This is a genomic window from Streptomyces sp. NPDC001348 (assembly GCF_053597535.1).
The window spans coordinates 32,151-56,221 of sequence record NZ_JBSFIK010000055.1 but is presented as its reverse complement, the minus strand read 5'-3'; the positions used below and the strand labels follow the sequence as shown (position 1 = coordinate 56,221).

At 72.9% G+C, this 24,071-nt stretch carries 26 protein-coding genes and 1 pseudogene; 14 read left to right on the top strand and 13 right to left on the bottom strand.

Annotated features, from left to right (window positions below):
* A pseudogene (locus ACWC21_RS37360) lies at positions 1 to 93 on the bottom strand (class I SAM-dependent methyltransferase); the annotation flags it as partial.
* A 101-nt stretch (positions 94 to 194) separates the two neighbouring features.
* A complete protein-coding gene (locus ACWC21_RS37355) occupies positions 195 to 1,934 on the bottom strand; it encodes an MFS transporter (RefSeq protein ID WP_450888688.1) in 1,740 nt (579 codons plus the stop codon).
* Between the two features lie 183 nt (positions 1,935 to 2,117).
* Between ACWC21_RS37355 and ACWC21_RS37350 the strand changes: the two genes are divergently transcribed.
* Complete coding sequence (locus ACWC21_RS37350) at positions 2,118 to 2,657, top strand: SigE family RNA polymerase sigma factor (RefSeq protein ID WP_450888686.1); 540 nt, start codon at positions 2,118 to 2,120, stop codon at positions 2,655 to 2,657.
* Positions 2,657 to 3,445 (top strand): hypothetical protein, encoded by a 789-nt coding sequence (locus ACWC21_RS37345; RefSeq protein WP_450888684.1) that lies wholly within the window; start codon positions 2,657 to 2,659, stop codon positions 3,443 to 3,445. The genes ACWC21_RS37350 and ACWC21_RS37345 overlap by 1 nt, the downstream gene beginning before the upstream one ends.
* 40 nt (positions 3,446 to 3,485) lie before the next feature.
* Here ACWC21_RS37345 and ACWC21_RS37340 read toward each other — a convergent pair whose 3' ends face one another.
* Genes ACWC21_RS37340 through ACWC21_RS37325 form a run of 4 tightly spaced genes read right to left on the bottom strand, consistent with a single transcriptional unit; the run spans position 3,486 to position 7,087 of the window.
* Positions 3,486 to 4,097, bottom strand: a complete 612-nt coding sequence (locus ACWC21_RS37340) for a response regulator (RefSeq protein ID WP_450888682.1) — start codon at positions 4,095 to 4,097, stop codon at positions 3,486 to 3,488.
* Positions 4,098 to 4,149: 52 nt separating this feature from the next.
* Positions 4,150 to 5,436 (bottom strand): sensor histidine kinase, encoded by a 1,287-nt coding sequence (locus ACWC21_RS37335; RefSeq protein WP_450888680.1) that lies wholly within the window; start codon positions 5,434 to 5,436, stop codon positions 4,150 to 4,152.
* 14 nt (positions 5,437 to 5,450) lie between these two features.
* Entirely contained in the window at positions 5,451 to 6,167 is a 717-nt protein-coding gene (locus ACWC21_RS37330; protein ID WP_450888678.1) for an ABC transporter permease, read from the bottom strand.
* Entirely contained in the window at positions 6,167 to 7,087 is a 921-nt protein-coding gene (locus tag ACWC21_RS37325) for an ABC transporter ATP-binding protein (RefSeq protein ID WP_450888677.1), read from the bottom strand. Before ACWC21_RS37325 ends, ACWC21_RS37330 begins: the two co-directional genes overlap by 1 nt.
* A gap of 248 nt (positions 7,088 to 7,335) precedes the next feature.
* On the opposite strand from ACWC21_RS37325, the gene ACWC21_RS37320 reads away from it, so the two are divergent.
* From ACWC21_RS37320 to ACWC21_RS37310, 3 genes are read left to right on the top strand one after another with little or no spacing between them, the layout of a single operon-like run.
* Entirely contained in the window at positions 7,336 to 8,211 is an 876-nt protein-coding gene (locus ACWC21_RS37320) for a MaoC/PaaZ C-terminal domain-containing protein (protein WP_450888675.1), read from the top strand.
* Between the two features lie 32 nt (positions 8,212 to 8,243).
* Positions 8,244 to 9,320: a Zn-dependent alcohol dehydrogenase gene (locus ACWC21_RS37315; protein ID WP_450888674.1), complete on the top strand. Its 1,077-nt coding sequence runs from the start codon at positions 8,244 to 8,246 to the stop codon at positions 9,318 to 9,320.
* A 39-nt stretch (positions 9,321 to 9,359) separates the two neighbouring features.
* Positions 9,360 to 10,298: a 3-oxoacyl-ACP reductase gene (locus ACWC21_RS37310; protein WP_450888672.1), complete on the top strand. Its 939-nt coding sequence runs from the start codon at positions 9,360 to 9,362 to the stop codon at positions 10,296 to 10,298.
* Positions 10,299 to 10,472: 174 nt separating this feature from the next.
* Here the strand turns inward: ACWC21_RS37310 and ACWC21_RS37305 are convergent, their stop codons facing one another.
* Both ACWC21_RS37305 and ACWC21_RS37300 read right to left on the bottom strand, forming a co-directional pair.
* Complete coding sequence (locus ACWC21_RS37305; protein ID WP_450888670.1) at positions 10,473 to 10,628, bottom strand: hypothetical protein; 156 nt, start codon at positions 10,626 to 10,628, stop codon at positions 10,473 to 10,475.
* Positions 10,629 to 10,724: 96 nt separating this feature from the next.
* Positions 10,725 to 11,861 carry a hypothetical protein gene (locus tag ACWC21_RS37300; RefSeq protein WP_450888668.1) on the bottom strand — a complete coding sequence of 379 codons (1,137 nt, stop codon included), beginning with the start codon at positions 11,859 to 11,861 and terminating at the stop codon, positions 10,725 to 10,727.
* Between the two features lie 188 nt (positions 11,862 to 12,049).
* Between ACWC21_RS37300 and ACWC21_RS37295 the strand changes: the two genes are divergently transcribed.
* The 3 genes from ACWC21_RS37295 to ACWC21_RS37285 are packed head-to-tail and all read left to right on the top strand — an operon-like array spanning position 12,050 to position 15,196.
* Positions 12,050 to 12,916 (top strand): Nif3-like dinuclear metal center hexameric protein, encoded by an 867-nt coding sequence (locus ACWC21_RS37295; protein WP_450888666.1) that lies wholly within the window; start codon positions 12,050 to 12,052, stop codon positions 12,914 to 12,916.
* Positions 12,913 to 13,656, top strand: a complete 744-nt coding sequence (locus ACWC21_RS37290) for a zinc ribbon domain-containing protein (RefSeq protein WP_450888692.1) — start codon at positions 12,913 to 12,915, stop codon at positions 13,654 to 13,656. The genes ACWC21_RS37295 and ACWC21_RS37290 overlap by 4 nt, the downstream gene beginning before the upstream one ends.
* Positions 13,657 to 13,666: 10 nt before the next feature.
* Complete coding sequence (locus ACWC21_RS37285) at positions 13,667 to 15,196, top strand: bifunctional RNase H/acid phosphatase (protein WP_450888664.1); 1,530 nt, start codon at positions 13,667 to 13,669, stop codon at positions 15,194 to 15,196.
* Here ACWC21_RS37285 and eda read toward each other — a convergent pair.
* The 5 genes from eda to ACWC21_RS37260 all read right to left on the bottom strand — a co-directional run bounded on the left by eda (position 15,168) and on the right by ACWC21_RS37260 (position 19,744).
* Entirely contained in the window at positions 15,168 to 15,830 is a 663-nt protein-coding gene (gene eda / locus ACWC21_RS37280; RefSeq protein WP_450888663.1) for a bifunctional 4-hydroxy-2-oxoglutarate aldolase/2-dehydro-3-deoxy-phosphogluconate aldolase, read from the bottom strand. The genes ACWC21_RS37285 and eda overlap by 29 nt on opposite strands.
* A gap of 69 nt (positions 15,831 to 15,899) precedes the next feature.
* A complete protein-coding gene (yaaA, locus tag ACWC21_RS37275; protein ID WP_450888661.1) occupies positions 15,900 to 16,682 on the bottom strand; it encodes a peroxide stress protein YaaA in 783 nt (260 codons plus the stop codon).
* Between the two features lie 59 nt (positions 16,683 to 16,741).
* The gene (locus ACWC21_RS37270; RefSeq protein WP_450888660.1) at positions 16,742 to 17,317 is read right to left on the bottom strand and encodes a hypothetical protein; all 576 of its coding nucleotides are present in this window, start codon (positions 17,315 to 17,317) and stop codon (positions 16,742 to 16,744) included.
* Positions 17,314 to 18,063 (bottom strand): MerR family transcriptional regulator, encoded by a 750-nt coding sequence (locus tag ACWC21_RS37265; RefSeq protein WP_450888658.1) that lies wholly within the window; start codon positions 18,061 to 18,063, stop codon positions 17,314 to 17,316. Before ACWC21_RS37265 ends, ACWC21_RS37270 begins: the two co-directional genes overlap by 4 nt.
* 88 nt (positions 18,064 to 18,151) lie before the next feature.
* Positions 18,152 to 19,744 carry an FAD-dependent monooxygenase gene (locus ACWC21_RS37260; protein ID WP_450888656.1) on the bottom strand — a complete coding sequence of 531 codons (1,593 nt, stop codon included), beginning with the start codon at positions 19,742 to 19,744 and terminating at the stop codon, positions 18,152 to 18,154.
* Between the two features lie 167 nt (positions 19,745 to 19,911).
* Between ACWC21_RS37260 and ACWC21_RS37255 the strand changes: the two genes are divergently transcribed.
* The 6 genes from ACWC21_RS37255 to ACWC21_RS37230 all read left to right on the top strand — a co-directional run bounded on the left by ACWC21_RS37255 (position 19,912) and on the right by ACWC21_RS37230 (position 24,022).
* Entirely contained in the window at positions 19,912 to 20,502 is a 591-nt protein-coding gene (locus ACWC21_RS37255; protein ID WP_450888691.1) for a TetR/AcrR family transcriptional regulator, read from the top strand.
* A 91-nt stretch (positions 20,503 to 20,593) separates the two neighbouring features.
* A complete protein-coding gene (locus ACWC21_RS37250) occupies positions 20,594 to 21,025 on the top strand; it encodes a DUF4260 family protein (RefSeq protein ID WP_450888654.1) in 432 nt (143 codons plus the stop codon).
* A gap of 4 nt (positions 21,026 to 21,029) precedes the next feature.
* Entirely contained in the window at positions 21,030 to 21,539 is a 510-nt protein-coding gene (locus ACWC21_RS37245) for a TetR/AcrR family transcriptional regulator (protein WP_450888689.1), read from the top strand.
* 18 nt (positions 21,540 to 21,557) lie between these two features.
* The gene (locus tag ACWC21_RS37240) at positions 21,558 to 22,403 is read left to right on the top strand and encodes a helix-turn-helix domain-containing protein (protein WP_450888652.1); all 846 of its coding nucleotides are present in this window, start codon (positions 21,558 to 21,560) and stop codon (positions 22,401 to 22,403) included.
* A 4-nt stretch (positions 22,404 to 22,407) separates the two neighbouring features.
* Positions 22,408 to 23,337, top strand: coding sequence for a DMT family transporter (locus ACWC21_RS37235; protein ID WP_450888650.1), 930 nt, complete (start codon positions 22,408 to 22,410; stop codon positions 23,335 to 23,337).
* A gap of 106 nt (positions 23,338 to 23,443) precedes the next feature.
* Complete coding sequence (locus ACWC21_RS37230) at positions 23,444 to 24,022, top strand: Uma2 family endonuclease (RefSeq protein WP_450888648.1); 579 nt, start codon at positions 23,444 to 23,446, stop codon at positions 24,020 to 24,022.
* Positions 24,023 to 24,071: the final 49 nt, after the last annotated feature.

The window sequence follows — 24,071 nt, the reverse complement described above, 5'->3', positions numbered from 1 at the left end:
CGCCGCGTACAGCGCCAGCCCCTCGTCCACGGGCATGAACCCCTTCGCGGCCTCGAACGCGGCCAGGATCTCGGGCTTGGGTGCCGCGGGCATGGAGTCCCTCTCGGTCGTACGTGCGTTTGGGCGCCCCATGTTGCCGTACTCCCCGCCGCCGGAGCGACAGGGGGTACGGGGGGACGGGTCCCGGGCGGCGGTCAGGCCGGGACGGTCTCGCCCGGCAGGTCCAGGTCCAGCTCGACCGGCCGTTCGTCGCCCGCGTGGGTCGCCGACGAGGCGTGCGGGCCGTGGCCGGGGGCCTTCGCCGCGAGGACGTAGGCGCCCTGGGCGGGGACCGGGAGGGCGTAGCTGCCGTCCTCCGCTGAGACGGCGGCGCCCGCCTGGCGGCCCCGCTGGTCGATCAGGGTGACCTTGGCGCGGGCGACCGGGGCGCCGTCGGCGTCCAGGACCCGGCCGCGGAAGCCCCGCAGCACCTCCTCGGCGCGCTCGAGGCTGGCGTCCTCCTCGCTGCTGGCGCGCAGCTGGGGGTGGGCGGCGGGCCGGCGGCCGGGCAGGAGGAGGGCGAGCACCAGGCCGACCAGGACGGCGGCCGTGGCGATCAGGAAGGAGACGCGGAAGCCGTGCATGGTCGGGATCGCGACGCCGTTCACGTTGTTCGCGGTGTTGGCCAGCACCATGCCGATGACGGCGCTGGAGACCGACGTGCCGATGGAGCGCATCAGGGTGTTGAGGCCGTTGGCCGCGCCGGTCTCGGAGGCCGGTACCGCGCTGACGATCAGCGCGGGCAGGGAGGAGTAGGCAAGGCCGATACCCGCGCCCAGGACCACCGCGATGACCAGGCTCTGCCAGGGGGCGCTCATCAGGCCGAGCCCGGCGCCGTAGCCGATCGCGATGATCAGCATGCCGAGGATCAGGGTGAGCTTCGGGCCGTACTTGGCGGACAGCCGGGCGTAGACGGGCGCGGTGAACATCATCGTCAGACCGAGGGGCGCGACGAGCAGACCGGCGACCACCATGGACTGGCCGAGGCCGTAGCCGGTGGCCTTGGGCAGCTGGAGGAGCTGGGGCAGGACCAGTGAGACGACGTAGAACGAGACGCCGACCATGATCGAGGCCAGGTTGGTGAAGAGCACGGCGGGACGGGCGGTGGTGCGCAGGTCCACCAGGGGAGCCTTGACGCGCAGTTCCATCACGCCCCACAGGACGAGCACGACCGCCGCCGCGGCGAACAGGCCGAGCGTGGTGCCGGAGGTCCAGCCCCAGTCGCTGCCCTTGGTGATCGGCAGCAGGAAGAGGACCAGGCCGGTGGAGAGGCCGAGCGCGCCCAGCACGTCGAAGGAGCCCTCCGCGCGCATCGTGGACTCCGGCACTACCAGGAGGGTGAGCGCGATGCAGAGCACGCCGAGGCCGGCGGCGCCGTAGAACAGGGCGTGCCAGTCCGTGTGCTGGGCGACCAGGGCCGCGGCGGGCAGGGCGAGGCCGCCGCCGACGCCGATCGAGGAGCTCATCAGGGCCATCGCCGAGCCGAGCTTCTCGCGCGGAAGTGTGTCGCGCATCAGACCGATGCCGAGCGGGATCGCGCCCATGGCGAAGCCCTGGAGCGTACGGCCGACGATCATGGTGAGCAGTTCGCTGGTCAGGGCGCTGACCAGCGCGCCGACCACCATCACCGCGAGGCTGGCTATGAGCATGCGGCGCTTGCCGTACAGGTCACCGAGCCGGCCCATGATCGGGGTGGCCACGGCGCCCGACAGGAGAGTCGAGGTCAGGACCCAGGTGGCGTTGCTGGGCGCGGTGTCCAGCAGTTGCGGCAGGTCCTTGATGACCGGGACGAGCAGGGTCTGCATCACCGCGACCACGATGCCCGCGAAGGCGAGCACGGGGACCACGGCCCCGCTCGCGCTCCGGGCGGGCTGGTCGGTCGTCGTGTGCGTCATTGAGTGAGGCCTCCAGTGAGATAAGTACTGGCTCAACCCCGTATGCACAGGCAACTATTCCGTTGCTTCGTGCCTCTAATGATTTCTTGACCTTGTCATGGTTTTCTGATCGGGCATCAGGCTTCCGTGCGAGGCAACGATCCGGACGGCTCATGGACTCCTTATGTTGTCTAGGAGGTGCCCATGGGGGATCGGAAGAGGGCTCGGGACGAGGAGTTCCAGAGCTTCGTCGTCGGCCGCTGGCCGCGGCTGATGCGTACGGCATTTCTCCTCACGGGGGAGCAGCACACGGCCGAGGACCTGGTCCAGTCGACGCTGGAACAGGTCTACACGGCCTGGCGCAAGGTCGGCTCGGCGGACGACCCGGAGGCGTACGTACGGCGCGTCATGATCAACGCGCACGCGCGCAGACACCGCAGAAGGCTGAAGGAGTTCCTGGCGCCGAGGGACGACTCGGGCCTGGTGCACGAGGTGGCCGACACCGGTGACCGCATCGCCCAGGCCGACGACCGCAGCGCCCTGCTGAAGGCGCTCGCCCAGCTGCCCGCGCGGCAGCGGGAGGCGGTGGTCCTGCGGTACTGGGAGGACCTGACGGAGACCCAGACGGCGGAGGCGATGGGCTGCTCGGTCGGCACGGTCAAGAGCAACGCGGCCAAGGGGATCGCGAAACTCCGCGCCATACCGGCGCTGGCCGAGATGGTGACGCAGGGAGGGCGTAAGTGATGAGCGCGGACAGGGAGACGAGGCACGACATGACGCAGACGGACATCGCCCTCCTCCTCGCGGACGCCGCGGACGAGGTCGAGATCGGTATAGCCCCGGTGCAGGCGGTCATCCGCGGCGGCCGGCGGCGCAGAGCGCGGCGGTGGGCGGTCGCGGCGGTCACGGCGGCGGTGCTGGCGGGGTCGACGGGGGCGACGCTGGCGGTGACGGGACTGCCCGGGGGCGGGCACGGGGAGCGGGGGGCGGCGGTGGCGACGCCGCCGAAGTCGCCCGAGGAACGGCATGTCTACGCGCCGCAGCGGACCACGCTGGCCAGAGGCCTCTACGCCGGCAAGGAGTGGCGGCTCGCCGTCGAGCTGTGGGGAGCGCCGCGCAACGAGGAGGAGGCGAGCAGACAGTTCCAGGCCATGACCGAGCTGGGCCTCGAGCCGGCGGGCGCCCGCAAGCCGGCCGCACTCATCGGAAAGAGCTCGTTCTTCGTCACCCGCGCCTACGGCACGCACCGCCCTCAGCAGCTGATGTACAACACGGCCGAGCAGAGGGAGGACTTCGCGGGTACGGACATGGAGGCCGCCGCGACCCGCCTGGGCGACACGCCCGAGAGCTCGGGCCGTCTGGTGGTCGGCCAGGTCGCCGACACCGCCTGGCAGGTCAAGTGCACCTGGAAGAACGGCACGAGCAGCGTGGACCTTACCCGGGCGGCCGTCGGGTTCCGGACGAAGTGGTTCGTGTGCGTGGCGCCGAAGGGGACCACCTACCAGTCGGCGGAGGTGATCCCGTACCCGTGAAGGGGAGGTGATCCGGTACGGGGAGACGGGCCGGCGGGGCTCACAACCACCCTTGCTGCCGGGCCTCCCGCACCGCCTCCGCACGGTTCCGCGTGCCGGTCTTGCCGATCGCCGAAGAGAGGTAGTTGCGCACGGTGGACTCGGACAGATGGAGCCTGCCGGCGATGTCGGCGACCGTCGCCCCGTCCGCCGACGCCTTCAGCACGTCGCACTCGCGGGCCGTCAGCGGGCTCGGTCCCGCGCTGAGCGCGGCCGCCGCCAGCGCCGGGTCGACCACCGTCTCCCCGGCGAGCACGCGCCGGACCGCCACGGCCAGTTCCTCCACCGGCCCGTCCTTGACCAGGAAGCCGGACGCCCCCGCCTCCATGGCCCGGCGCAGATAGCCGGGCCGGCCGAAGGTGGTCAGTATCAGCACCCGGCAGTCCGGCACCCTTTCACGCAGTTCCGCCGCCGCGTCCAGTCCGCTGCGTCCCGGCAGTTCGATGTCGAGCAGGGCCACGTCGGGCCGGTGCGCGAGTGCCGCGTCCACGATCGCGTCGCCGGTCGGGACCTGGGCGACCACCTCGATGTCGGACTCCATGCCGAGCAGCAGGGCCAGGGCGCCGCGCATCATGCCCTGGTCCTCCGCGAGCAGCACCCGGATGTCGTTCACGCCCCAAGGGTAGGTCAGAGGCGGCCGGTTGAGAGCGACGTGAGCTGGGCGGTCAGCTCGCCGTGGGTGCCGCGGCCGCTCCCAGGGCAGCCAGTTCCGTCGGCTCCACCGGGAGTTCGGCGGTGACCGTGAAGCCGCCGCGCGGCGACGGGCCGGCCTCCAGGGAGCCGCCCGCCGCCGCGAGGCGCTCGGTCAGGCCCTTCAGGCCGGTGCCGCCGATGCCCTCCGCGTGGCGCGCGACGGCCTTGCCGGTGCCGGTGCCGTTGTCGGTGACGGTGAGCCGGGTGTGCTCGGTGTCGCTGTCGACGGTGATCTCGCAGAGGGTGGCGTCGCTGTGCCGGACGACGTTGGTGACCGCCTCACGCACCACCCAGCCGAGCAGGGCCTCGGTCTGCGGGGCGAGCGGCTTCCCCGACTGGCGCACCACCGGTTCCACGTTCGCCGCGGACAGCGCCGAGCCGGCCCGGGACAGCTCGGTGGCGAGACTGCCCTCGCGGTAGCCGGTCACCGCCTCGCGGATCTCGGTCAGCGCCTGCCGGCCGACGGACTCGATGTCGCCGATCTGCGTCAGCGCGGCCGACAGGTCGCGGTCGGCCAGGCGCCGGGCCGCCTCCGACTTCACCACGATCACCGACAGGGTGTGGCCGAGCAGGTCGTGCAGGTCCCGGGAGAAGCGCAGTCGCTCCTGCTCCACCGCCCGCCGGGCCAGCTCCTCGCGGGCGGCGCGCAGATCCCGCACGGCCTCGGAGAGGGAGAGGATCGCGGCGGTCACCATCGTGGACAGGAACGTGCCGTAGGCGATGTTCACCGCGTCGCCACCGTCGCGGAAGCCGGAGACGGTGCCCGCGAAGGCGGCCAGCGCCATCCCCGTCCGTCCGAGCCACGGACCCCGCACGATCGCGCCGGTCGCCAGGCCCAGCAGCGGGAAGAACAACAGCCAGTTGCCGCCGTAACCGAGGGCCAGACCGGTGGTCACCAGTCCCATCAGCAGCAGCGCCACGCGGGTGGAGGTCGCCTCGCGTGTCTCCTTGTGGAAGGCGCGGAAGGCCACGTAGATGTACAGCGAGTTGAAGGCGAACAGGCCCACGCCGCCGACCCACGGGTTGGGGGTCTTGCCCTGCAGGAGGTTGGAGAAGGAGCCCATGCCCATCAGCAGCCAGGGCACCAGGGCGAAACCGGTGGGCGGCGGGCCCGGGTGCTCGGGGACCTGCCCGGACTTCCGGGCGGCTTTCTGATCGGCTTTGAAGCGGGCCATGTCCGCCTTCCACTGCGCCCGCGCCGTCGGCCAGGCCCGCACCTGACACCCCACCGTCCGCCACCACGACTTGAGACCGCTCATCCGAGATCCCCCGATCAGATGTTCCCCGCACCCCGGCGGTACGACAGCACAGCGTACGAGCCGAAGGCCAGCAGCCAACCGGTCAGTACGAGGATCGCGGCAGGCGCCGGGGCGTGTCCCCCGGCCACCGAAGTGCCCATCTCGGCAAAGCGGTTGGTGGGCGTGTACGTGGACAGGGAGCGCAGCCAGTGCGGGAACAGGCTCACCGGGAACCACAGGCCGCCGACCACCGCCAGGCCCAGATTGCACATCATGTTGGCCACACCCGTGGCCGGACCGGTGAGCCGGTAGCCGTTGCCGAGGCCCAGCAGGGTGAAGGGGATCGAGCCGAGCCACAGCAGCAGCGCGGTCGCCGCCCACTGCAGGGCCGACAGCCGAACGCCGTTCACCAGGCCGCCCGCCGCGAGCACCGCGGTGATCGCGGGCAGTACGGTCACCGCGCCGGTCAGTGCCCGCCCGGTCACCACCGCGCGCGGGGTCATCGGCGTCACCCGCAGCTGCCGCAGCCAGCCGACCGCCCGGTCCTCCGCGACCACGCCGCCGGTGTTCAGCGCCGAGCCGACGGCACCGTAGGCGGCCATGCCGATCATGGACGCCGTCTTCCACGTCCCGTCGTTCTCACCGATGTTGGTGAACAGGAGGTACATCATCACCGGCATCGCGATACCGCCGATCACGAAGCCCGTGTCGCGCAGCGTCCGGCGCACCTCCAGGAGCAGGTAGTCCCACATCACACCGTCTCCATCTCCGTGGCAGGGCCGCAAGAACCGGAGGTCAGTGCCAGGAAGGCGTCCTCCAGCGAGGCCGGGGCGACCTCCAGGCCGCGTATCGCGCCCAGTTCGGCGAGTGCGATCACCGTCGCGTCGGAGTCGTCGGTGCGCAGCCGCGCCCGGTCCTGGCGCACCTCCACCGACCGCACGCCGGGCAGCAGGCCGAGGTCGTCCGTGCCGCGTCCGGCCAGGTCGAAGGAGACCAGGTTGCCGCCCGCCGCACGGCGCAGGGTCTCGCCGGTGCCGTCCGCGACGATCCGGCCGCGGTCGATCACCAGGATCCGGTCGGCATGGGCGTCGGCCTCCTCCAGGTAGTGGGTGGAGAACAGGACGGTGTGCCCCTGCCGGGCGTACGTCCGCATCGACTCCCAGAAGGCACGCCGCGCCTCCACGTCCAGAGCCGCCGTCGGTTCGTCCAGGACCAGCAGCGAGGGGTCCCCGGCGAGCGCGACCGCGAACCGCACGCGCTGCGTCTGCCCGCCGGACAGCCGGTCCACCCGCCGCCCCGCGAGCTCCGCGATCCCGGCGAGTTCCAGGGCTCGTGCCACCGGCAGCGGGTCCGGATAGCGGGAGGCGACGAAGGAGACCAGTTCACCGACGGTGACCCGGGGCACCGCGCGGGCCTCCTGGAGCATGGCACCCACCCGGCCCGCGCGCACGGCCCGCTCCGGGGCGGCGCCGAAGAGCTCGACCCGGCCCGCGTCCGCCCCCAGCAGGCCGAGCAGCAGGGCGATGGTCGTGGACTTCCCGGCGCCGTTGCGGCCCAGCAGCGCCACCGTCTCGCCGTGCGTGATCTCCAGGTCGACGCCGTCGACGGCACGGAGTTCGCCGTAGGCCTTGACCGCTCCCCGGAAGGAGACCGCGGGTGATGTCTGTGTCATGCCTATGACGCTACGGGCATGGGCGGGCGGCCCGGCAGATGCTCATGTACGGACTCGGGCAGTACAAATGTCATGGTCGGTCGCTGTGAGCTGACACGCCGTCAGGAGCCTTCACAACTACGGAGCCCTGGGCTATACAGAGGGCGCCGGACTGGAACGCGTTCTAGATCGGCCCGTGTCGACCTCGGTGCGGCCGACGGTGCGGACGGCCGTGCCGGGGTCTTGAAGCCGCCAGTGTCAGGAGCCGTATGCCCATCGACGCAGCCAAGGCCCTCGGGGCCACGCCCCGGTCCGGCCGGATCGCCTGGGACACCAAGGACGTCCAGCTCTACCACCTAGGCATCGGCGCCGGCGCGAACCCCGACCGGAGCGGCCCGGCCACCGACCCGGACGAGCTGCGCTACACCCTCGAGTCCCGGCTGCACGTCCTGCCCAGCTTCGCCACCGTCGCGGGCGCCGGTTCCCCAGGCGTGATCAACAGCCTGTCCATGCCCGGCATCGACGTCGACCTCGCCCGCGTCCTGCACGGCGGCCAGTCGCTGACCGTGCACCGGCCCATCCCGGCCGAGGGCACCGCGACCGCCACCGGCCGCATCGCCGCCGTGTACGACAAGGGCAAGGCGGCCGTGCTCGTCATGCGCACCGAGGTCGCGGACGACGAGGGCCCGCTGTGGACCAGCGACGCCCAGATCTTCGTACGCGGTGAGGGCGGCTGGGGCGGCGACCGCGGACCCTCCGCACGTCTCGACCCGCCGGGCGGCGAACCGGACCGGACCGTCGAGCGGCCGGTCCGCGAGGACCAGGCCCTGCTCTACCGGCTCTCCGGCGACCTCAACCCGCTGCACGCCGACCCGGAGTTCGCCAAGCTCGCCGGGTTCGACCGGCCCATCCTGCACGGGCTGTGCACCTACGGGATCACGCTCAAGGCCGTCGTCGACACACTGCTCGGCGGTGACGTGACGCGGGTACGCGCCTACACCACCCGCTTCGCCGGAGTCGTGTACCCGGGGGAGACCCTGCGCATCCGGATGTGGCGGGGGGACGGCTCGGTGCGGGTCGCCGTCAGCGCCCTCGACCGGGACGACGCGCCCGTCCTCGCCGACACAGTCGTCGAACACTCCTGAGCCCACCGAGCCTTCATGAGGGGAGCCGCACCATGCGCGCAGCCGTACTGCACGAGATCGGCCAGGACAAGCTGGAGGTCTTCGACGACGTCGAGGCGGTGGGCTTCGGCCCGGGCAGGGTGCGGGTCCGGGTGCACGCCACCGGGCTGTGCCACTCGGACCTGTCCGCGATGAGCGGGGTGCTGCCCCAGCCGGCGCCCTTCGTGCCCGGCCACGAGGGGGCGGGCGAGATCGTCGAGGTGGGCGAGGGCGTGCGCGGGCTGAAGCCCGGGGACCGGGTGGTGCTCTGCTGGCTGCCCGCCTGCGGCGCGTGCCCCGCCTGCAAGCGGGGGCAGACCGAACTGTGCCTGGCCGGGTTCATGAACGCGGGCACCCCCAACTTCAAACGCCCCGGCGGGGACGTCTTCGGCTTCGCGGGCACCGGCACCTTCGCCGAGGAGGTCGTCGTCGACGCCGGCTGCGCCGTCCCGATCCCGGACGACGTGCCCTTCGACATCGCCGCCCTCATCGGCTGCGGGGTGACCACCGGACTGGGTGCCGCCCTCAACACCGCCGACGTCGAGGCCGGTTCGTCGGTCGCCGTCATCGGCTGCGGGGGTGTCGGCATCTCCGCCGTCCAGGGGGCCCGGCTGAAGGGCGCCGCCGAGATCGTCGCCGTCGACCCGGTCGCCTCCCGCCGCGAGTCGGCCCTGCGGTTCGGCGCCACCAAAGCGGTGTCCCCGGACGAACTCGCCGACGCCAAGCAGCAGGTCACCGGCGGCGAGGGCTTCGACTACGTCTTCGAGGTCGTCGGAAAGTCGGCCACCGCCAGGACCGCCTACGAGAACACCCGGCGCGGCGGCACCCTCGTCGTCGTCGGCGCGGGCGCCATGGACGACTTCCTCCAGCTCAACATGTTCGAGCTGTTCTTCGACGAGAAGCGGATCCTGCCGTCGATGTACGGCGGCGGTGACGTGCTGCGCTCCTACGAGCGCACGATCGCCCTGTGGCGGGCGGGCCGCATCGACCTGGCGGGCCTGATCACCCACCGGGTGCCGCTCACCGACATCAACGAGGCACTGGACCAGATGCGCACCGGGACCGCCCTGCGTACGTGCATCGAGATCTGAGAGACCTGCCGGAATCCGCGAGACCTGACGGGAGTGCGCATGTCGCTGCCACTGGAGGGGCTGTCCGCCGTCGTCACCGGTGCCGGCCGCGGTCTCGGCCGGGCCGAGGCGCTCGAACTCGCCCGGCTCGGCGCGGCCGTCGTCGTCAACGACTACGGACGGCCCGGCCGCGACGGCTCGGGCGAGTCGTCCGCCGGACCCGCCGAGGAGGTCGCCGCCGAGATCCGCGCGGCGGGCGGCCGGGCCGTGGCGCACACCGGGGACGTCGCCGACTTCGCACACGCCCGGGCCCTGGTCGACCTGGCCGTCGCGGAGTTCGGCCGGCTGGACATCCTGGTCAACAACGCGGGCATCCTCCGCGACCGCATGGTCTTCTCCATGACGGAGGAGGAATGGGACGCCGTGATACGCGTCCACCTCAAGGGCCACTTCAACACCACCCGCTTCGCGTCCGCGCACTGGCGGCAGCGGTCAAAGGCGGCCGGGGAGCCGGTGTACGGGCGGATCGTGAACACCTCCTCGGAGGCGTTCCTGGCCGGTTCGGCGGGGCAGCCCAACTACGCGGCGGCGAAGGGCGGCATCGTGGGTCTGACCACGTCGACCGCGCTCGCCCTCGCCAAGTACGGCGTGACGGCCAACGTCATCTGCCCGCGCGCCCGGACCCGGATGACCGAGGACGTCTTCGCCGGGCTCGCCGCGCCCGACGAGGGCCTCGACCCGCTCGCCCCCGAGCACGTCGCCCCGCTCGTCGGCTATCTGGCCTCACCCGCCGCCGCCCGGGTCAACGGACAGCTGCTCGTGGTGCACGGCGGCATGGTGGCGGTGGTCGAACGGCCCCGGGTGCGGGCGCAGTTCGACAGCAAGCAGGACACCTTCACGTACGACGAGCTCGACGCGCTCCTCACCCCGCACTACGCGCAGCGCCCGGCGGGGGAGACGTTCGCGGCGGCGGAGGTGCTGGCGCTCAAGCGGCGCTGAGGGCGGGGGACGCGCGCAGACGAACACGCACAGACGAACACGCACAGACGAACACGCACAGACGAACACGCGCAGAGGAACATGCGCAGACGCACGTGCGCAGACGAACGCGTGAGTGCGAGCATGCGGAAGGGCCCGCCCCCCGATCGGGGGGCGGGCCCTTCCGGCGGACCGTCAGGCGGCCGCGCTCTCGGCCGGCTCCGGCTTGCGGTGCCGACCGCGAGGCGCCGTCTCGCCGTCTTGGACGGAGACCGGGCCCCGGTGCTTGCCGTGACCGTCGGACTCCTGAAGGTCCCCAGGCAGCGGCTGGGACGTGCTGGCGTCGCTCATCGGAAGAATTCACCCCGTCAACATGATCTTTCGTACAGCCGGGCGAGTCTAACCGGCACACCTCGGGTCGAATCCAGGCGGGCACGCCAACCGGCACTAGTTCGTTACAACACGTCCCAACGGCGCTTGCTGCAACGGCACCGGACGGACGACAACCGGTTTCTCGGGCTCCGGTCCCGCCGGCCGCGGGCCCGGGGCGACGGCGGTTCGCGGGGGTGCCGGCACCCCCGCCACACCGCACGGCACGTCCCGGGTGACGTACGGCAGCCGCAGCACCCCCTCCGCCGTCCACAGCCCGGCCCCCGCCAGCCAGCCCTCCGGCGCCCGCAGGTGGTGCACCTGCCGTTCCGCGGGCCGCCACACGCCGACCCAGCGGCCCAGCGGCCCGTCCATCCGCAGGGCCACCGCGCAGTGCTCCGGCGTCAGCACCTGCCCCGGCTGGATGGAGAACGGAGTCACGGCGCAGTCGGGCACCCGCAGGCACTCCGGGAAGCGCACCGGCAGCGTGCTGCCCAGGACGCCCCAGGCCAACCGTTCCTGCCCCGGGGACGGCGCGTCCGAGGAGATCAGCAGCAGCCCGCTGTCGGGGTCGGCGAGCAGCAGCCGGTCGTCGCTCTCGGCGGTGATCTGCAGCAGCGGCGACACCTCGCCGCCCCGCTCCAGATCCACCACCACCGCCTTGGTCCGCCCCCCGATCTCCCGGTCCACGGCCAGCAGGCGCCCGGCGCGGTCCAGCCAGACGCCGCCCGAGCAGCGCCCGGGGACCTCGGCGAGCTGCTCGGGCCCGCAGGCGCCGCCCGCCACCAGCCACACCGCGGTCGTGTACCGGCCCACCGCCAGGGCGTACGCCCGCTCGCCGCCCGGCGCCGGGGGCAGCAGACGCACCCGGGTGCCCCGCTCCTGGCACTCCACCGCGCCGAGCGGCAACTCGCCGGTGCCGGGCCCGGTCGGGTACAGCAGCGAGAAGGCGTGCCGCCGCTCCACCAGCCGGTGGACGAGCACCCGCCCGTCACTCATCGGCTGGACCTCGGTGCCGGGCTCCTCCGGCTGGTTGCCGGGCAGCGGCACCGCGTACGGCTCGGACCCGTCCAGCGTCCAGCGCTCCGGGAACCAGCAGTCACCGGCCGCCGCGAGCCGGGCGGCGTAGACACCGTCCACGGTGATGGCGCAGTCCGTCCGCGACGTCGCGTCGTACGCCCCGGTCGCCGAAGGTTCGATCGCACAGGCAGTCATCGTTCGGTCACCTCCAGTGACGAAGCTAGTTTTCGTACGCGCAGACGGGGGACCGGCAGGCACTCGCTTCACACGTACGGGGTACGGCGCGCCGGTTCCCCTGAGCGGGCGCGGACCGATGTGCTGTCCGGGACCGGTGGGGCGGAAGGCGGTACACCCGTGCCGAACAGCCAGGTAGCCTTTTCCCCGTGCCCCGTCTGTCTGAAGTCATCGCCGCCCTGGAGACCCTGTGGCCCGCCGAGCGGGCCGAGTCCTGGGACGCGGTCGGCACCGTGGTGGGCGACCCCGACCAGGAGGTCACGCGGGTCCTGTTCGCCGTCGACCCGGTCCAGGAGGTCGTCGACGAGGCGGTGAAACGGGGCGCCGACCTGCTGGTCACCCACCACCCGCTCTATCTGCGCGGTACGACCACGGTCGCGGCCTCCACCTTCAAGGGCCGGGTCGTGCACACCCTGATCAAGAACGACATCGCGCTGCACGTCGCCCACACCAACGCCGACACGGCCGACCCGGGCGTCAGCGACGCACTCGCCGGGGCGCTGGACCTGCGGGTCGTGCGGCCCCTCGTACCGGACCCGGCCGACCCGGAGGGCCGCCGGGGCCTCGGCCGGATCTGCGCACTCGACCACCCCGTCACCGTCCGTGAGTTCGCGGCCCGCGCCGCCGAACGGCTGCCCGCCACCGCGCAGGGCATCCGGGTGGCCGGCGACCCCGAGGCGACCGTGCGCACGGTCGCGGTGAGCGGCGGCTCCGGCGACAGCCTCTTCGACCACGTCCGGGCGGCCGGCGTGGACGCCTTCCTCACCGCGGACCTGCGCCACCACCCGGCCTCGGAGTTCACCGCGGCCCTCGCCCCCGCTCCGCTCGCGCTGCTCGACGCGGCACACTGGGCCACCGAATGGCCCTGGTGCGAGCTGGCCGCCGCCCAGCTCGACGAAATCTCCGACCGTCACGACTGGGACCTGCGCGTCCACGTCTCCAAGGCGGTCACCGACCCCTGGACCGCCCACGCGGCGTCCGTCACGACCTCTAGCACCATGGGAGCCCCCAACTGAACGCCGCGCCCGCCGACCAGATCCGTCTCCTCGACGTCCAGGCCCTCGACGTCCGCCTCCAGCAGCTGGCGCACAAGCGCCGGACGCTGCCCGAGCACGCCGAGATCGAGTCGCTGTCCAAGGACCTGACCCAGCTGCGCGACCTGCTCGTGGCCGCGCAGACCGAGGAGAGCGACACCGCCCGTGAGCAGACCAAGGCCGAGCAGGACGTGGACCAGGTGCGCCAGCGTGCCGCCCGCGACCAGCAGCGCCTGGACTCCGGGGCGGTGACCAGCCCCAAGGACCTGGAGAACCTCCAGCGGGAGATCGTCTCGCTGGGCAAGCGGCAGAGCGACCTGGAGGACGTCGTCCTCGAGGTCATGGAGCGCCGCGAGTCCGCCCAGGAGCGGGTCGGCGAGCTCACCGAGCGGGTGGCCTCCGTCCAGGCGAAGACCGACGACGCGACCGCGCGCCGGGACGCCGCCGCGCAGGAGATCGACGCCGAGGTGGCCTCGGTGACCAAGGAGCGCGGGGTCGTCGCGGCCTCGGTTCCCGCGGACCTGCTCAAGCTGTACGACAAGCTCCGCGAGCAGCAGGGCGGGATCGGCGCGGCCAAGCTGTACCAGCGCACCTGCCAGGGCTGCCGGCAGGAGCTCGCGATCACCGAGCTGAGCGAGATCCGCTCGGCCGCGCCCGACACGGTGGTGCGCTGCGAGAACTGCCGCCGCATCCTGGTGCGCACCGCAGAGTCCGGCCTGTAGGAGCCTGGCGGTGCGGGAGTTCATGGTCGAGGCCGACGGCGGGTCGCGGGGCAACCCCGGACCGGCCGGATACGGGGCCGTCGTCAGCGACGCCACGACGGGGGAGACCCTGGCCGAGGCGGCGGAGTACCTCGGCACCGCCACCAACAACGTGGCCGAGTACCGTGGCCTCCTGGCAGGCCTGCGCGCCGCCCACGCCCTCGACCCCGCCGCCCGGGTACGGGTCCGCATGGACTCCAAGCTCGTCGTCGAGCAGATGTCGGGACGCTGGAAGATCAAGCACCCCGACATGAAGCCCCTGGCCGCGGAGGCGGCCCGGGTCTTCCCGCCCGGCCGGGTCACCTACGAGTGGATCCCCCGCGAACGCAACAAGCACGCCGACCGCCTGGCCAACGAGGCGATGGACGCGGGCGCCAGGGGCGAGCAGTGGTCCCCGTCCACGTCCCGCGCGGCGCTGGACACCGGCCCCCGGCTCCCGGAGGGCCCGCCCGGGGACGCGGCGGCGGGGGCGGCACGCGCCCGCGCGGCACTGGCGGCGGGCCGGGACGCGGCACCGCCGGCACCGGACGCGGCACCCGCCGACGCCGACGTGAACGCCGCCCGCACCCTCGCCTCCGGCGACCGCACCCCGGGCCTCGAGGAGCCCCGCCCGGACCCGGTCGCGCCGGTCCGGGCCGAAGGGGCCGGTGTTCCGGCGGCCGGCCCGGGCGGAACCGCCGCGGGCACCGCGTACGGGACCGCCCCTACCGCTGCCAGCGGGAACGTCCGCGCTGCTTCCGGTGGGACCGCCCCCGCCGCTTCCGGTGGGACCGCTCCTGACGCTTCCGCCGTACCCGCCCCAGCCGCTTCCGGCGGCACGACCCCGGCAACCGGCGCCACGCCCGCCACCGGCTGGTCGGCGCCCGCTGATCTCGGTGCGCCCGCGACCTTCGTGCTGTTGCGGCACGGGGAGACGCCGTTGACCCCGCAGAAGCGGTTCTCCGGCAGCGGCGGCACCGATCCCTCCCTCTCCGCGGTCGGGCGGGAGCAGGCCGAGCGGGTCGCGACCGCCCTCGCGCGGCGCGGCACGATCCAGGCGGTCGTCGCCTCCCCGCTCACCCGCACCCGCGAGACCGCGGGGATCGTCGCCGCCCGGCTCGGGCTCGAGGTGACGGTCGACGACGGGCTGCGCGAGACCGACTTCGGCGCCTGGGAGGGCCTCACCTTCGGCGAGGTGCGGGAGCGCTACCCGGACGACCTGAACGCCTGGCTCGCCGACCCGGACGCCGAACCGACCGGTGGCGGCGAGAGCTTCGCGGCCACCGCGGTCCGGATCGCCGCCGCCCGCGACAAGCTGGTCGCGGCCCACGCGGGCCGCACGGTCCTGCTGGTCACGCACGTCACCCCGATCAAGACGTTCGTCCGCCTCGCCCTCGGCGCCCCGCCGGAGTCGCTGTTCCGCATGGAACTGTCGGCGGCGTCGCTGTCGGCGGTGGCGTACTACGCGGACGGCAACGCGAGCGTACGGCTGTTCAACGACACGTCCCATCTGCGTCCCTGAGCCCGGCGGCGCCCCGCGCCAGCTCTTCCACCCGCGCCCAGTCACGGGCCGCGACGGCGTCCGCCGGGACCATCCAGGTGCCGCCTACACAGCCGACGTTGGGCAGGGACAGGTACTCCTGGGCGTTGTCCGGCCCGATGCCGCCCGTGGGGCAGAAGCGCGCCTGCGGCAACGGACCGGCCAGCGACCGCAGATACGCCGTACCGCCCGCCGCCTGCGCCGGGAAGAACTTCATCTCCCGCACCCCGCGCTCGAGCAGCGCCACCACCTCGGAGGCCGTCGACACCCCCGGCAGGAACGGCACACCGGACGCCCGCATCGCCCCCAGCAGCAGGTCCGTCCAGCCGGGGCTGACCAGGAACCGGGCCCCCGCGGCCACGCACTCCGTCACCTGCCCCGGCGTCAGCACCGTGCCCGCCCCGACCACCGCGTCCGGCACCGCGTCGGAGATCGCCCGGATCGCCCGGAGCGCCGCGGGCGTCCGCAGGGTCACCTCGATCGCGGCCAGTCCGCCGGCCACCAGCGCCCGCGCCAGCGGTACGGCGTCGGCGGCGTCGGACACCACCACCACGGGCAGGACGGGCGCGATGTCCAGCGGGGAGACGGCCGGGGAGGAGGGCCGGGCTGAGGTCATGCGCTCATCGTGCCCGCGGCTTGCAGCATGCGCAAAGGGCGTTGCGCATGCTGCAATGTGCTCCTCGGGTCAGTGGACCTCCGTCACCAGCACGTCCAGCGCCCACGGCCGGCCCGCCCCGGCCGGAGCCTCCGCTTCCACCACGTACCCCAGGTCCCGGAGCGCCGCCACCAGCTCGGCGGGGTTCGCGGGCGCCGCCCCGGCCGACAGCAGGCCGCGCACGATCCGGCCCTTCGTCGCCTTGTTGAAGTGGCTGACCACCTTCCGGGTCGGCGCGTGCAGCACACGCACGGTCGCGGTCCGCCCGGCGACCTCCCCCGTCGGCTTCCAGGCGGCCGCGTAGGCGGCGGACCGCAGGTCCAGCACCAGTCCGCTCCCCGCCACCTCGGGCAGCACCTCCGCCATCGGCGTACGCCAGTACGCGCCGAGCGCACCCAGTCCCGGCAGCTTCACGCCCATCGAGCACCGGTAGGAAGGGATCCGGTCCGTCACGCGGACCGCGCCCCACAGCCCCGAGAACACCAGCAGCGACCGGGCGGCCCTCCGTTTGGCGGCGGCGTCCAGGGAGGCCAGGTCCAGGGCGTCGTACAGCACCCCCGTGTAGATCGCGCCCGCCGGCCGGGCGCCGGCGGCACGCAGGCCCGCGTTCTTGGCCACCTCGCCGCGCAGTCCCTCGCTCAGCCCGAGCACCTCGCGCGCCTTGTCCTCGTCACCGGAGCACAGTTCGACCAACTCGCCGAGCACGGCCTCACGCGCGGCGTTCAGCCCGGGCAGGGACAGGGACTCCAGCTTCAACGGGGCGCCACGCCCGGAGGGGGCCTTGCCTTCGGAGGGCGGCAGCAGGACAAGCACGGGGTACTCCTTCTCTCGAGCTCCGGGCCAGCGTACGGGCTGCCCCCGAGCCGCCCCGCCTACGGCCGCCCCGCCCGGGTGAGCTCGCGCACCAGGGCGTCGGCGTCGTCGGCGTGCAGCCGGACCACGGTCACCTCGCGGCGGCGGCCGAGCAGCGTCATGTGCCGTACGGGCTGCGCCAGTTCAACGGTGACCGACGTGCGGGAGCCGACCGCGACATCCAGTCGGCCGGGGGCGTGCTCCTGGGTGAAGCGCTCCTCGCGCCGTACGTCCTTGATCGTCTCCAGGGGTATGAAGAGGTCGACGTGGACCCCGTGGCGGACGCGCAGGGCGTCGGCCGTCAGCACATGCGGGTGGACCACACAGGCCGCGTGCAGGGCGACGACGAACACCACGGTGTAGGCGTCCAGGGCCAGCACCACCCCGTGCGGGGTCGGCCAGTGGCGCAGCAGCACGGACATGGTGAACGTCTCGATCACGCACACGAAGGCGAGCCCGGCCATCGTCGGGCCCTGTCCCCGCGCATACCCGAAGACCTGGCCGTCGGCCGTACCGGTACGCCGCCGGGCCGGCCACAGCGCCAGGCTCGCCAGCAGCCGCGCCTCGTGTCGGACCAGGGTGCGGGCCGCCCTCATGGCCGCCCCTCCGTGAGGGTTCGCAGCACGCGGCGGACCGCCTCCGCCTGGGCCGGGGCCATGTCGGCGCAGACGGCGCGCAGAAACGCGTTGTCGTGGTCCACGGGCACCTCGGAGACCAGCTCCGGCGGGATGCACGCCGCCAGCGCCCGGGCCGCCTCCGCCACCCTCGGGTCGTCCCGCTCGGCGTCCTCGAGCCGGTCGAGCAGTGCGTACGCCTCCTGGGCCCGCGCCAGGACGTCCGGCGAGCCGAGGGCGCCGCGCAGCGCGGTGAACAACCGCTCCCGCGCCTCGGCCGGAGCGGCGGTGTCGAGCAGCGTGAGGATCTCCCGGTCCTTGGCCGCCATCGGCGAGTCCGACGGGTCACCCATCCCACTGAAAAGGGAGGCCAGTTCGGTCGAGACCGGGCCTTCGGCGGGCAGCTCCCCGTGCTCCAGGAGCCCCCGCAGCCGCGCCCGGCGCCGGCGCAGCTCCGCTTCCTGACGGGCCAGGTCCTCGTCGAGTTCGGTGAGCACCTCGACGAGGTCCTTGCCGGCGTCGTCCGCGAGCACGTCCCGCACCTCGGCCAGCCCGAGCCCGAGCTCCGTCAGCCGCCGGATCCGGGCGAGGACGACGGCGTGCCGGAGGGTGTAGTGCCGGTATCCGTTCGCCAGGCGCTCCGGTTCGGGGAGCAGGCCGAGGTGGTGGTAGTGCCGCACGGTACGTGTCGTGACGCCGACCGCGGCGGCGAGTTCTCCGATCCGCATGACAGCAGTACAGACGTTGACGCCGCGTCAGGGTCAAGTGCCGGAGCGGGGATGTGTCAGGTCGGGGATGTGTCAGGTCGCGGATGTCTCAGGTCGTGGATGTCTCAGGTCGGGCGGGAAGTGCCGCCGCGCCGAACCAGCGCTCCAGGGCCTCGGCCAGGGAGGTCCCGGAGATCTCCTCGCCCCCGTCCGACGCCCACGCCACGAAACCGTCCGGCCGTACCAGCAGGGCCGCGAGGTCCGGGCGGGCGGGGCAGGTGGTGGTGACGACGTCCACCAGGCCGGCGTAGCCGTCGGCGCGGGCCCGCAGTGCGGGGTCGTCGGTGAGGTCGAGCAGGAGGGCGCGCCCGGTGTGGAGGTGGTCGCCGAGGCGGGTGCCGTCCGCGAGGTCGAGGTCGGGGGCGCTGTGGCCGGTCAGGGGGTGGTCGCCGGGCAGGTCGTAGTGCTGCCAGACGCCGGAGATCTGCTTGACGAGGTAGGTGGTGCCGGTGGTCGTCAGCGCGAGGTCGGTGACCACCCGGCGCAGGGCGCGGGCGTGCCGGTCGGGTCGCATCAGGGCGATCTGGGCGCGCGTCCAGTCGAGCACCCAGGCGCCGATCGGATGCCGCTCCGCGGTGTAGGAGTCCAGCAGGGTCTCCGGGGCGCGGCCGCGTGCCACGGCGGCGAGTTTCCAGCCGAGGTTCATCGCGTCCCCGATGCCCAGGTTGAGCCCCTGCCCGCCGAACGGGGAGTGCACGTGCGCGGCGTCACCCGCGAGCAGGACCCGGCCCTTGCGGTAGGTGGTCGCCTGGCGGGCGTTGTCGGTGAAGCGGGTGACGGAGCGCACCTTGTGCACGGTCACTTCGGGGACGCCGGACACCCGGCGCAGGGCGGCCTGCAGCTCCTCCGTGGTCACGGGGGAGGAGCGGTCGGCGGGCGGCCCGTCGAACTCCACCGTGAGGACGCGCCCCGGGAAGGGACCGTTGACGTACGTGCCCGTGTCGGTGGTGTTCCAGCCCGTGCCCAGTCTCTCGGCGCCGGTCATGTCCACCACCGCCTGGTAGCCGGTGATCTCCGGCGGGGTACCGGGGAAGTCGAACCCGGCGAGCTTGCGGACCGTGCTGCGGCCGCCGTCACAGCCGACCAGCCAGCCGGCGCGGACCTCCTCGGGCGCGGATCCGCCGGCGGGGGCCAGGGCCACGGTCACCCCGCCCCCGTCGTCCGTGAACCCGGTCAGCTCCACGCCCCTGCGCACCTCGACGCCCAGCTTCTCGGCGTGGGCGGCGAGGATCCGTTCCAGCTCCGCCTGCGGTACGCCCAGGCCGGCCTCACCGGCCGGACCGACGTCGGCGAAAGCCGGGTCGGCGTCGTCGAACAGGTCGGCGCTCATCATGATCCCGGCGAAGTGCCCGGCGAACTTCGGGGGCAGGCGCGGTTCGCCGCCGTCGCCCCGGGCCCGCGCGAAGGCCCGCAGCCCGCCCATGATCTTCTCCCACACGGCCGCCAGTTCGGGCAGCAGCCCCCGCCGGTAGAACGCCACCGCGCTGGGCGTGTTGATCGACCCCGCCTTGATCGTCTCGTCCACCTCGGTCAGCCGCTCCACGACCAGCACACGCGCACCGCCGAGCCGTAACTCGCAGCCGAGGAAGAGCCCCACCGGACCTGCGCCGGCCACCACCACGTCGTAATCCGTCGTCGTCATGAACTTCACTGTAGTCACTAAAAATTTTGGCTCGCTATAGTTTTCCTGTGATCGATGACCAGGAAGACCGGGAAGGCCTGGAGTTCCGGGAAGGTCGCGAGGGCCGGGAAGGCCGGGAGGGCCGGGAAGGGCAAGCGGGCCAGGAGGTCCGGGAGGCCGAACTCCCCTTGCGGGAGCGCAAGAAGCGGCAGACCCGGCAGCGGATCTCCGACATCGCGACCGGACTGTTCGCGCAGCACGGCTTCGACCGGGTGACCGTCGCGGAGGTCGCCCGGGCCGCGGGTGTCTCCGCCATGACCGTCTTCAACTACTTCCCGCGCAAGGAGGACCTGTTCCTCGACCGCATCCCGGAGGCCGTCGAGACCTTCACCGGAGCCGTGCGGCGGCGCGGTCCCGGCGAGGCCCCGCTGGCCGCGCTGCGCCGCCTCGCCCTCGAACTCCTCGACCAGCGGCACCCGTTGGGCGGGGTGGGTGACGGTTTCGCGGCCTTCTGGCGGGTCGTCGCCGACTCGCCCGGCCTCAGGGCCCGTGCCCGGGAAGGGGTGGAGGAGCTGGAGGAGGCGCTCGCCGGAGCCTTCGCGGAGGCGGGTGCCGGCGATCCGGAGCTGCTCGCGGCGCTGACGGTCGCCGCGTACCGCACGGTCTACGTCACCTCCGCGCGGCGCCTGCTCGCGGGTGACCCGGTGGACGAGGTGGCCGAGGGGCACCGGCTCCGGCTGGGGGTGGCGTTCGACGCCCTGGAGCGGGTGGCGACGTAGCCTCCCGACCCTTGACGGCTAACGCCGTTAGTCATACCGTTAGTGGCTAACGGCGTTAGCTGAACGTCGTCCGGGCCCAGGAGGCAGCAGCATGACCAGTACGAGTGCGACCACGTCCGTACCGTCCCGCACCTCGCTCACCGCCCACACCGTCCTGCGCCGCACGGCCTGGCTCGCCGGCGCCCTGTTCTGGTCCGCCTTCGCGGTGCTGGAGGCGGTGAACCACGGCTGGCTCGCGGGCGCCCTGGCCGTACTCTTCCTCGTACTGCCCGACCTCACCTTCCTGGTCGCCCTCGACGACGCGCCCCGCATGGCGAAGGGGCAGCTGGCGCCCCGCGCGGTGCCGTACTACAACGCGATGCACAGGGCGCTGGTCCCCCTCACGCTCATGGCGCTCTACACGGTCACCCCCGTCGCCTGGGCCCCCGCCTTCGCGGCACTGTGCGGCTGGCTCGCCCACATCTCGTACGATCGCGCCTTCGGGTACGGGCTGCGGACGAAGGAGGGCTTCCAGCGTGGCTGAACGACTGACCCCGAGGGCCAGGGAGATCGTCGCGGCCGCCCGCGACCTCCTCGAGGAGTCCGGCCCCGCCCTGCTCACCATGCGGACCCTCGCCGACCGGCTCGGCATCAAGGCCCCCTCCCTCTACAAGCACTTCCCCGACAAGCACGCCGTCGAGGTCGAACTGGTCGCGCAGTTGCTCACCGAGTCGGCCGAAGCCCTGGAGGCCGCCGAGTCCCGCGCCCCCGGCTCCCTGGAAGCGCTGGCCACGGCCTACCGGGACCACGCCCTCGCCCACCCGCACCTCTACCGCCTGGCCACGGAACGCCCCCTGCCGCACGCCGAACTCCCCGCCGGCCTCGAGGACCGCGCCGCACTGCCCCTGCTGCGGGCCTGCGGCGGAGACCTGGACCTGGCCCGCGCCGTCTGGGCCTTCGCGCACGGCATGGTGATCCTGGAGATCCATGGCCGGTTCCCCGAGGACGCGGACCTGTCGGCGGCATGGAAACACGGCCTCAAGGCGTTGCATCCCTAGACGACAAGGGGGGGCACAGTGGGGGAACACGAGCAGGCGACGTGGACCAGGGCACGACTAGGCCGCCGCGGTCCGGTACTGGACCTCCTGACGGCCTGCTTCGACACGCACGTCTACGCCCCGCACGCGCACGACGAGTACACCATCGGCGTCACCACCGGTGGCTGCGAGGTCATCGACTACCGGGGCGGGCTGATCCGTTCGGGCCCGGGCTCCATCGTCGTCCTCGCCCCCGGCGAGATACACACCGGCGGCCCCGCCGACGCCTCCGACGGCTACGCCTACCGGGCCCTGTACGCCGACACGTCCCTTCTCACCGACGGCATCCTCGGCGGCCTGCCGCACTTCCGCGAGGCGGTCCTGGACGACCCCGAACTGTCCACGGCCCTGCACGTCACGCACACCGAACTCAGCTCCTGCCCCGACCCGTTGGAGGCCGAGTCCCGCCTCCCCTGGCTGCTCACCGCGCTGGCCCGCCGCCACTCCACGGCCCGCGCTGCGAACGACACCGTGCCCGGTGCCGACCGGATCGCGCAGGTCGTACGCGACCGCCTCGCCGACGAACTCCTCGCCCCACCGTCCCTGGCCGACCTGGCGGCCGGACTGGACATGTCCCGGTACCAGCTCCTGCGCGCCTTCCGCACGACGATGGGCGTGCCGCCGTACGCCTGGCTGGCCCAGTACCGGGTCGCCCGGGCCCGCCGGCTGCTGGAGACCGGCCTGCGCCCCGCCGAGGTGGCATCGCTCGTCGGCTTCGCCGACCAGGCCCACCTCACCCGCTGGTTCCGCCGGGTGCTGGGGGTGACCCCGGCGGCGTACCGCAACAGCGTTCAAGACGGGGCGCGGCGACCGCCCCGAAACTGACGGCATGACTCCACGCGGCTGGTTCCTGTTCTCCCTCATGGGAGTGATCTGGGGCATCCCCTATCTGATGATCAAAGTGGCGGTGGACACGGTGTCCCCGACCATGGTGGTGTTCACGCGCTGCGCGCTCGGCGCCGCCCTCCTGCTCCCCTTCGCCCTGCGCCAGAAGGGCCTGGCCCGGAACGTACGCGACCACTGGCGGCCCATGCTGGCCTTCGCGTCCCTGGAGATCGCGGGCCCCTGGCTCACCCTCACCGACGCCGAACGGCACCTCTCCAGCTCCACGGCCGGCCTGCTGATCGCGGGCGTCCCGATCGCCGGGGTGGTCGCGGCCCGGCTCTTCGGCGACACCGAACGGCTGAGCGCACGGCGGCTGACCGGACTGGGCGTCGGCCTCGCCGGGGTCGGCGTGCTCACCGTCCCGCACCTGACCGGCGGCGACGCCCGCTCCCTGGCCGAGGTGCTGGTCACGGTCCTCGGCTACGCGACGGCACCCCTGATAGCGGCACGCCGCATGAAGGACCTCCCCACCCTCCACCTCATCACCCCCTGCCTGGCTCTCACCGCCCTCCTCTACGCCCCCGCCGCCGCGGCCACCTGGCCCGCCGCCGTCCCCCCGGGCCGGGCCCTCGCCGCCCTCGCGGGCCTCGGCGCCATCTGCACGGCGGTCGCCTTCGTCGCCTTCCTGGAGCTGATCAAGGAGGTGGGCCCGGTCCGGTCCTCGGTGATCACGTACGTCAACCCGGCGGTCGCGGTGGCGGCCGGTTCGGTCTTCCTGGACGAGCCGCTGACCCCCGCCATCGGGGTGGCCTTCGCGCTGATCCTGGCGGGATCGGTCCTGGCCACGGCGGCCGGAACACGGCAGCCTGAGCCCCCGGCCACCCGGTCGGCACCGCAGCCCACCCAGGCGGACGGGTGGGTCGAGTCGGCCTGACGAGGCCTGCCCCCGTGTGCCACGATCGAGGGAACGGTTCCCGATCTCATGGACAGGTGATCTTGGGATGTCCCAGTCTGGCGACCGACCGAAGGAGGGGCGTGACATGACTGCCGTGACCCATGAGCCCACCACGCCGGCCGAGGGCCTGCTGGACATCTTCCTGTCCCTCGACACCCCGGAGGGCTTCCGGGCCGAACTGATCGAGGGGGAGATCGTCGTGACGCCGCCGCCGGACGGGGACCACGAGAAGTACATCAGCCGGGTCGTGAGGCAAGTGATCAAGCGGTCCCGCGTCGACATGGACTTCTCGGGGAACAAGGGCCTGAAACTGGCGAGTGGGGGCGCGTGCCCGAAGAACCACGCGATCCCGGACGTCACGTTCGGCGCCATGGAGCTCGATCTCTTCGGGAATGCCGACTCCTGGATGCCCTGCGACGGCGTCGCCATGGTCTTGGAGGTGACCTCCACCAAGCCCGAGGCCGACCGAGAGGTCAAACGCCGGTGCTATGCCCGTGGAGGCATCCCCCTCTACCTGCTGGTCGACCGTGAGACCGCCATGGTGACGCTGTTCAGCGAGCCCCAGAAGGATGACTACCTGCAGCTCCTCAAACGTTCTTTCGGTGACCCACTGTCCCTGCCCGAGCCCTTCGCCTTCGAACTGGACACCACGGACTTCCTCTGACCGCAGGGACAGAACCACCCGCCCCGCCCGGTACCATGGTCGACACGGC

Excerpts from the sequence above, each read along its gene's own strand:
- ACWC21_RS37330 (WP_450888678.1), bottom strand. The coding sequence starts at position 6,167 with ATGTGGGACTACCTGCTCCTGGAGGTGCGCCGGACGCTGCGCGACACG.
- ACWC21_RS37320 (WP_450888675.1), top strand. The coding sequence starts at position 7,336 with ATGCCCATCGACGCAGCCAAGGCCCTCGGGGCCACGCCCCGGTCCGGC.
- eda (WP_450888663.1), bottom strand. The coding sequence starts at position 15,830 with ATGACCTCAGCCCGGCCCTCCTCCCCGGCCGTCTCCCCGCTGGACATC.
- ACWC21_RS37300 (WP_450888668.1), bottom strand. The coding sequence starts at position 11,861 with ATGACTGCCTGTGCGATCGAACCTTCGGCGACCGGGGCGTACGACGCG.
- ACWC21_RS37250 (WP_450888654.1), top strand. The coding sequence starts at position 20,594 with ATGACCAGTACGAGTGCGACCACGTCCGTACCGTCCCGCACCTCGCTC.
- ACWC21_RS37235 (WP_450888650.1), top strand. The coding sequence starts at position 22,408 with ATGACTCCACGCGGCTGGTTCCTGTTCTCCCTCATGGGAGTGATCTGG.
- ACWC21_RS37260 (WP_450888656.1), bottom strand. The coding sequence starts at position 19,744 with ATGACGACGACGGATTACGACGTGGTGGTGGCCGGCGCAGGTCCGGTG.
- ACWC21_RS37335 (WP_450888680.1), bottom strand. The coding sequence starts at position 5,436 with ATGAGCGGTCTCAAGTCGTGGTGGCGGACGGTGGGGTGTCAGGTGCGG.
- ACWC21_RS37310 (WP_450888672.1), top strand. The coding sequence starts at position 9,360 with ATGTCGCTGCCACTGGAGGGGCTGTCCGCCGTCGTCACCGGTGCCGGC.
- ACWC21_RS37265 (WP_450888658.1), bottom strand. The coding sequence starts at position 18,063 with ATGCGGATCGGAGAACTCGCCGCCGCGGTCGGCGTCACGACACGTACC.
- ACWC21_RS37305 (WP_450888670.1), bottom strand. The coding sequence starts at position 10,628 with ATGAGCGACGCCAGCACGTCCCAGCCGCTGCCTGGGGACCTTCAGGAG.
- ACWC21_RS37350 (WP_450888686.1), top strand. The coding sequence starts at position 2,118 with ATGGGGGATCGGAAGAGGGCTCGGGACGAGGAGTTCCAGAGCTTCGTC.
- ACWC21_RS37345 (WP_450888684.1), top strand. The coding sequence starts at position 2,657 with ATGAGCGCGGACAGGGAGACGAGGCACGACATGACGCAGACGGACATC.
- ACWC21_RS37230 (WP_450888648.1), top strand. The coding sequence starts at position 23,444 with ATGACTGCCGTGACCCATGAGCCCACCACGCCGGCCGAGGGCCTGCTG.
- ACWC21_RS37325 (WP_450888677.1), bottom strand. The coding sequence starts at position 7,087 with ATGACACAGACATCACCCGCGGTCTCCTTCCGGGGAGCGGTCAAGGCC.
- ACWC21_RS37315 (WP_450888674.1), top strand. The coding sequence starts at position 8,244 with ATGCGCGCAGCCGTACTGCACGAGATCGGCCAGGACAAGCTGGAGGTC.
- ACWC21_RS37270 (WP_450888660.1), bottom strand. The coding sequence starts at position 17,317 with ATGAGGGCGGCCCGCACCCTGGTCCGACACGAGGCGCGGCTGCTGGCG.
- ACWC21_RS37355 (WP_450888688.1), bottom strand. The coding sequence starts at position 1,934 with ATGACGCACACGACGACCGACCAGCCCGCCCGGAGCGCGAGCGGGGCC.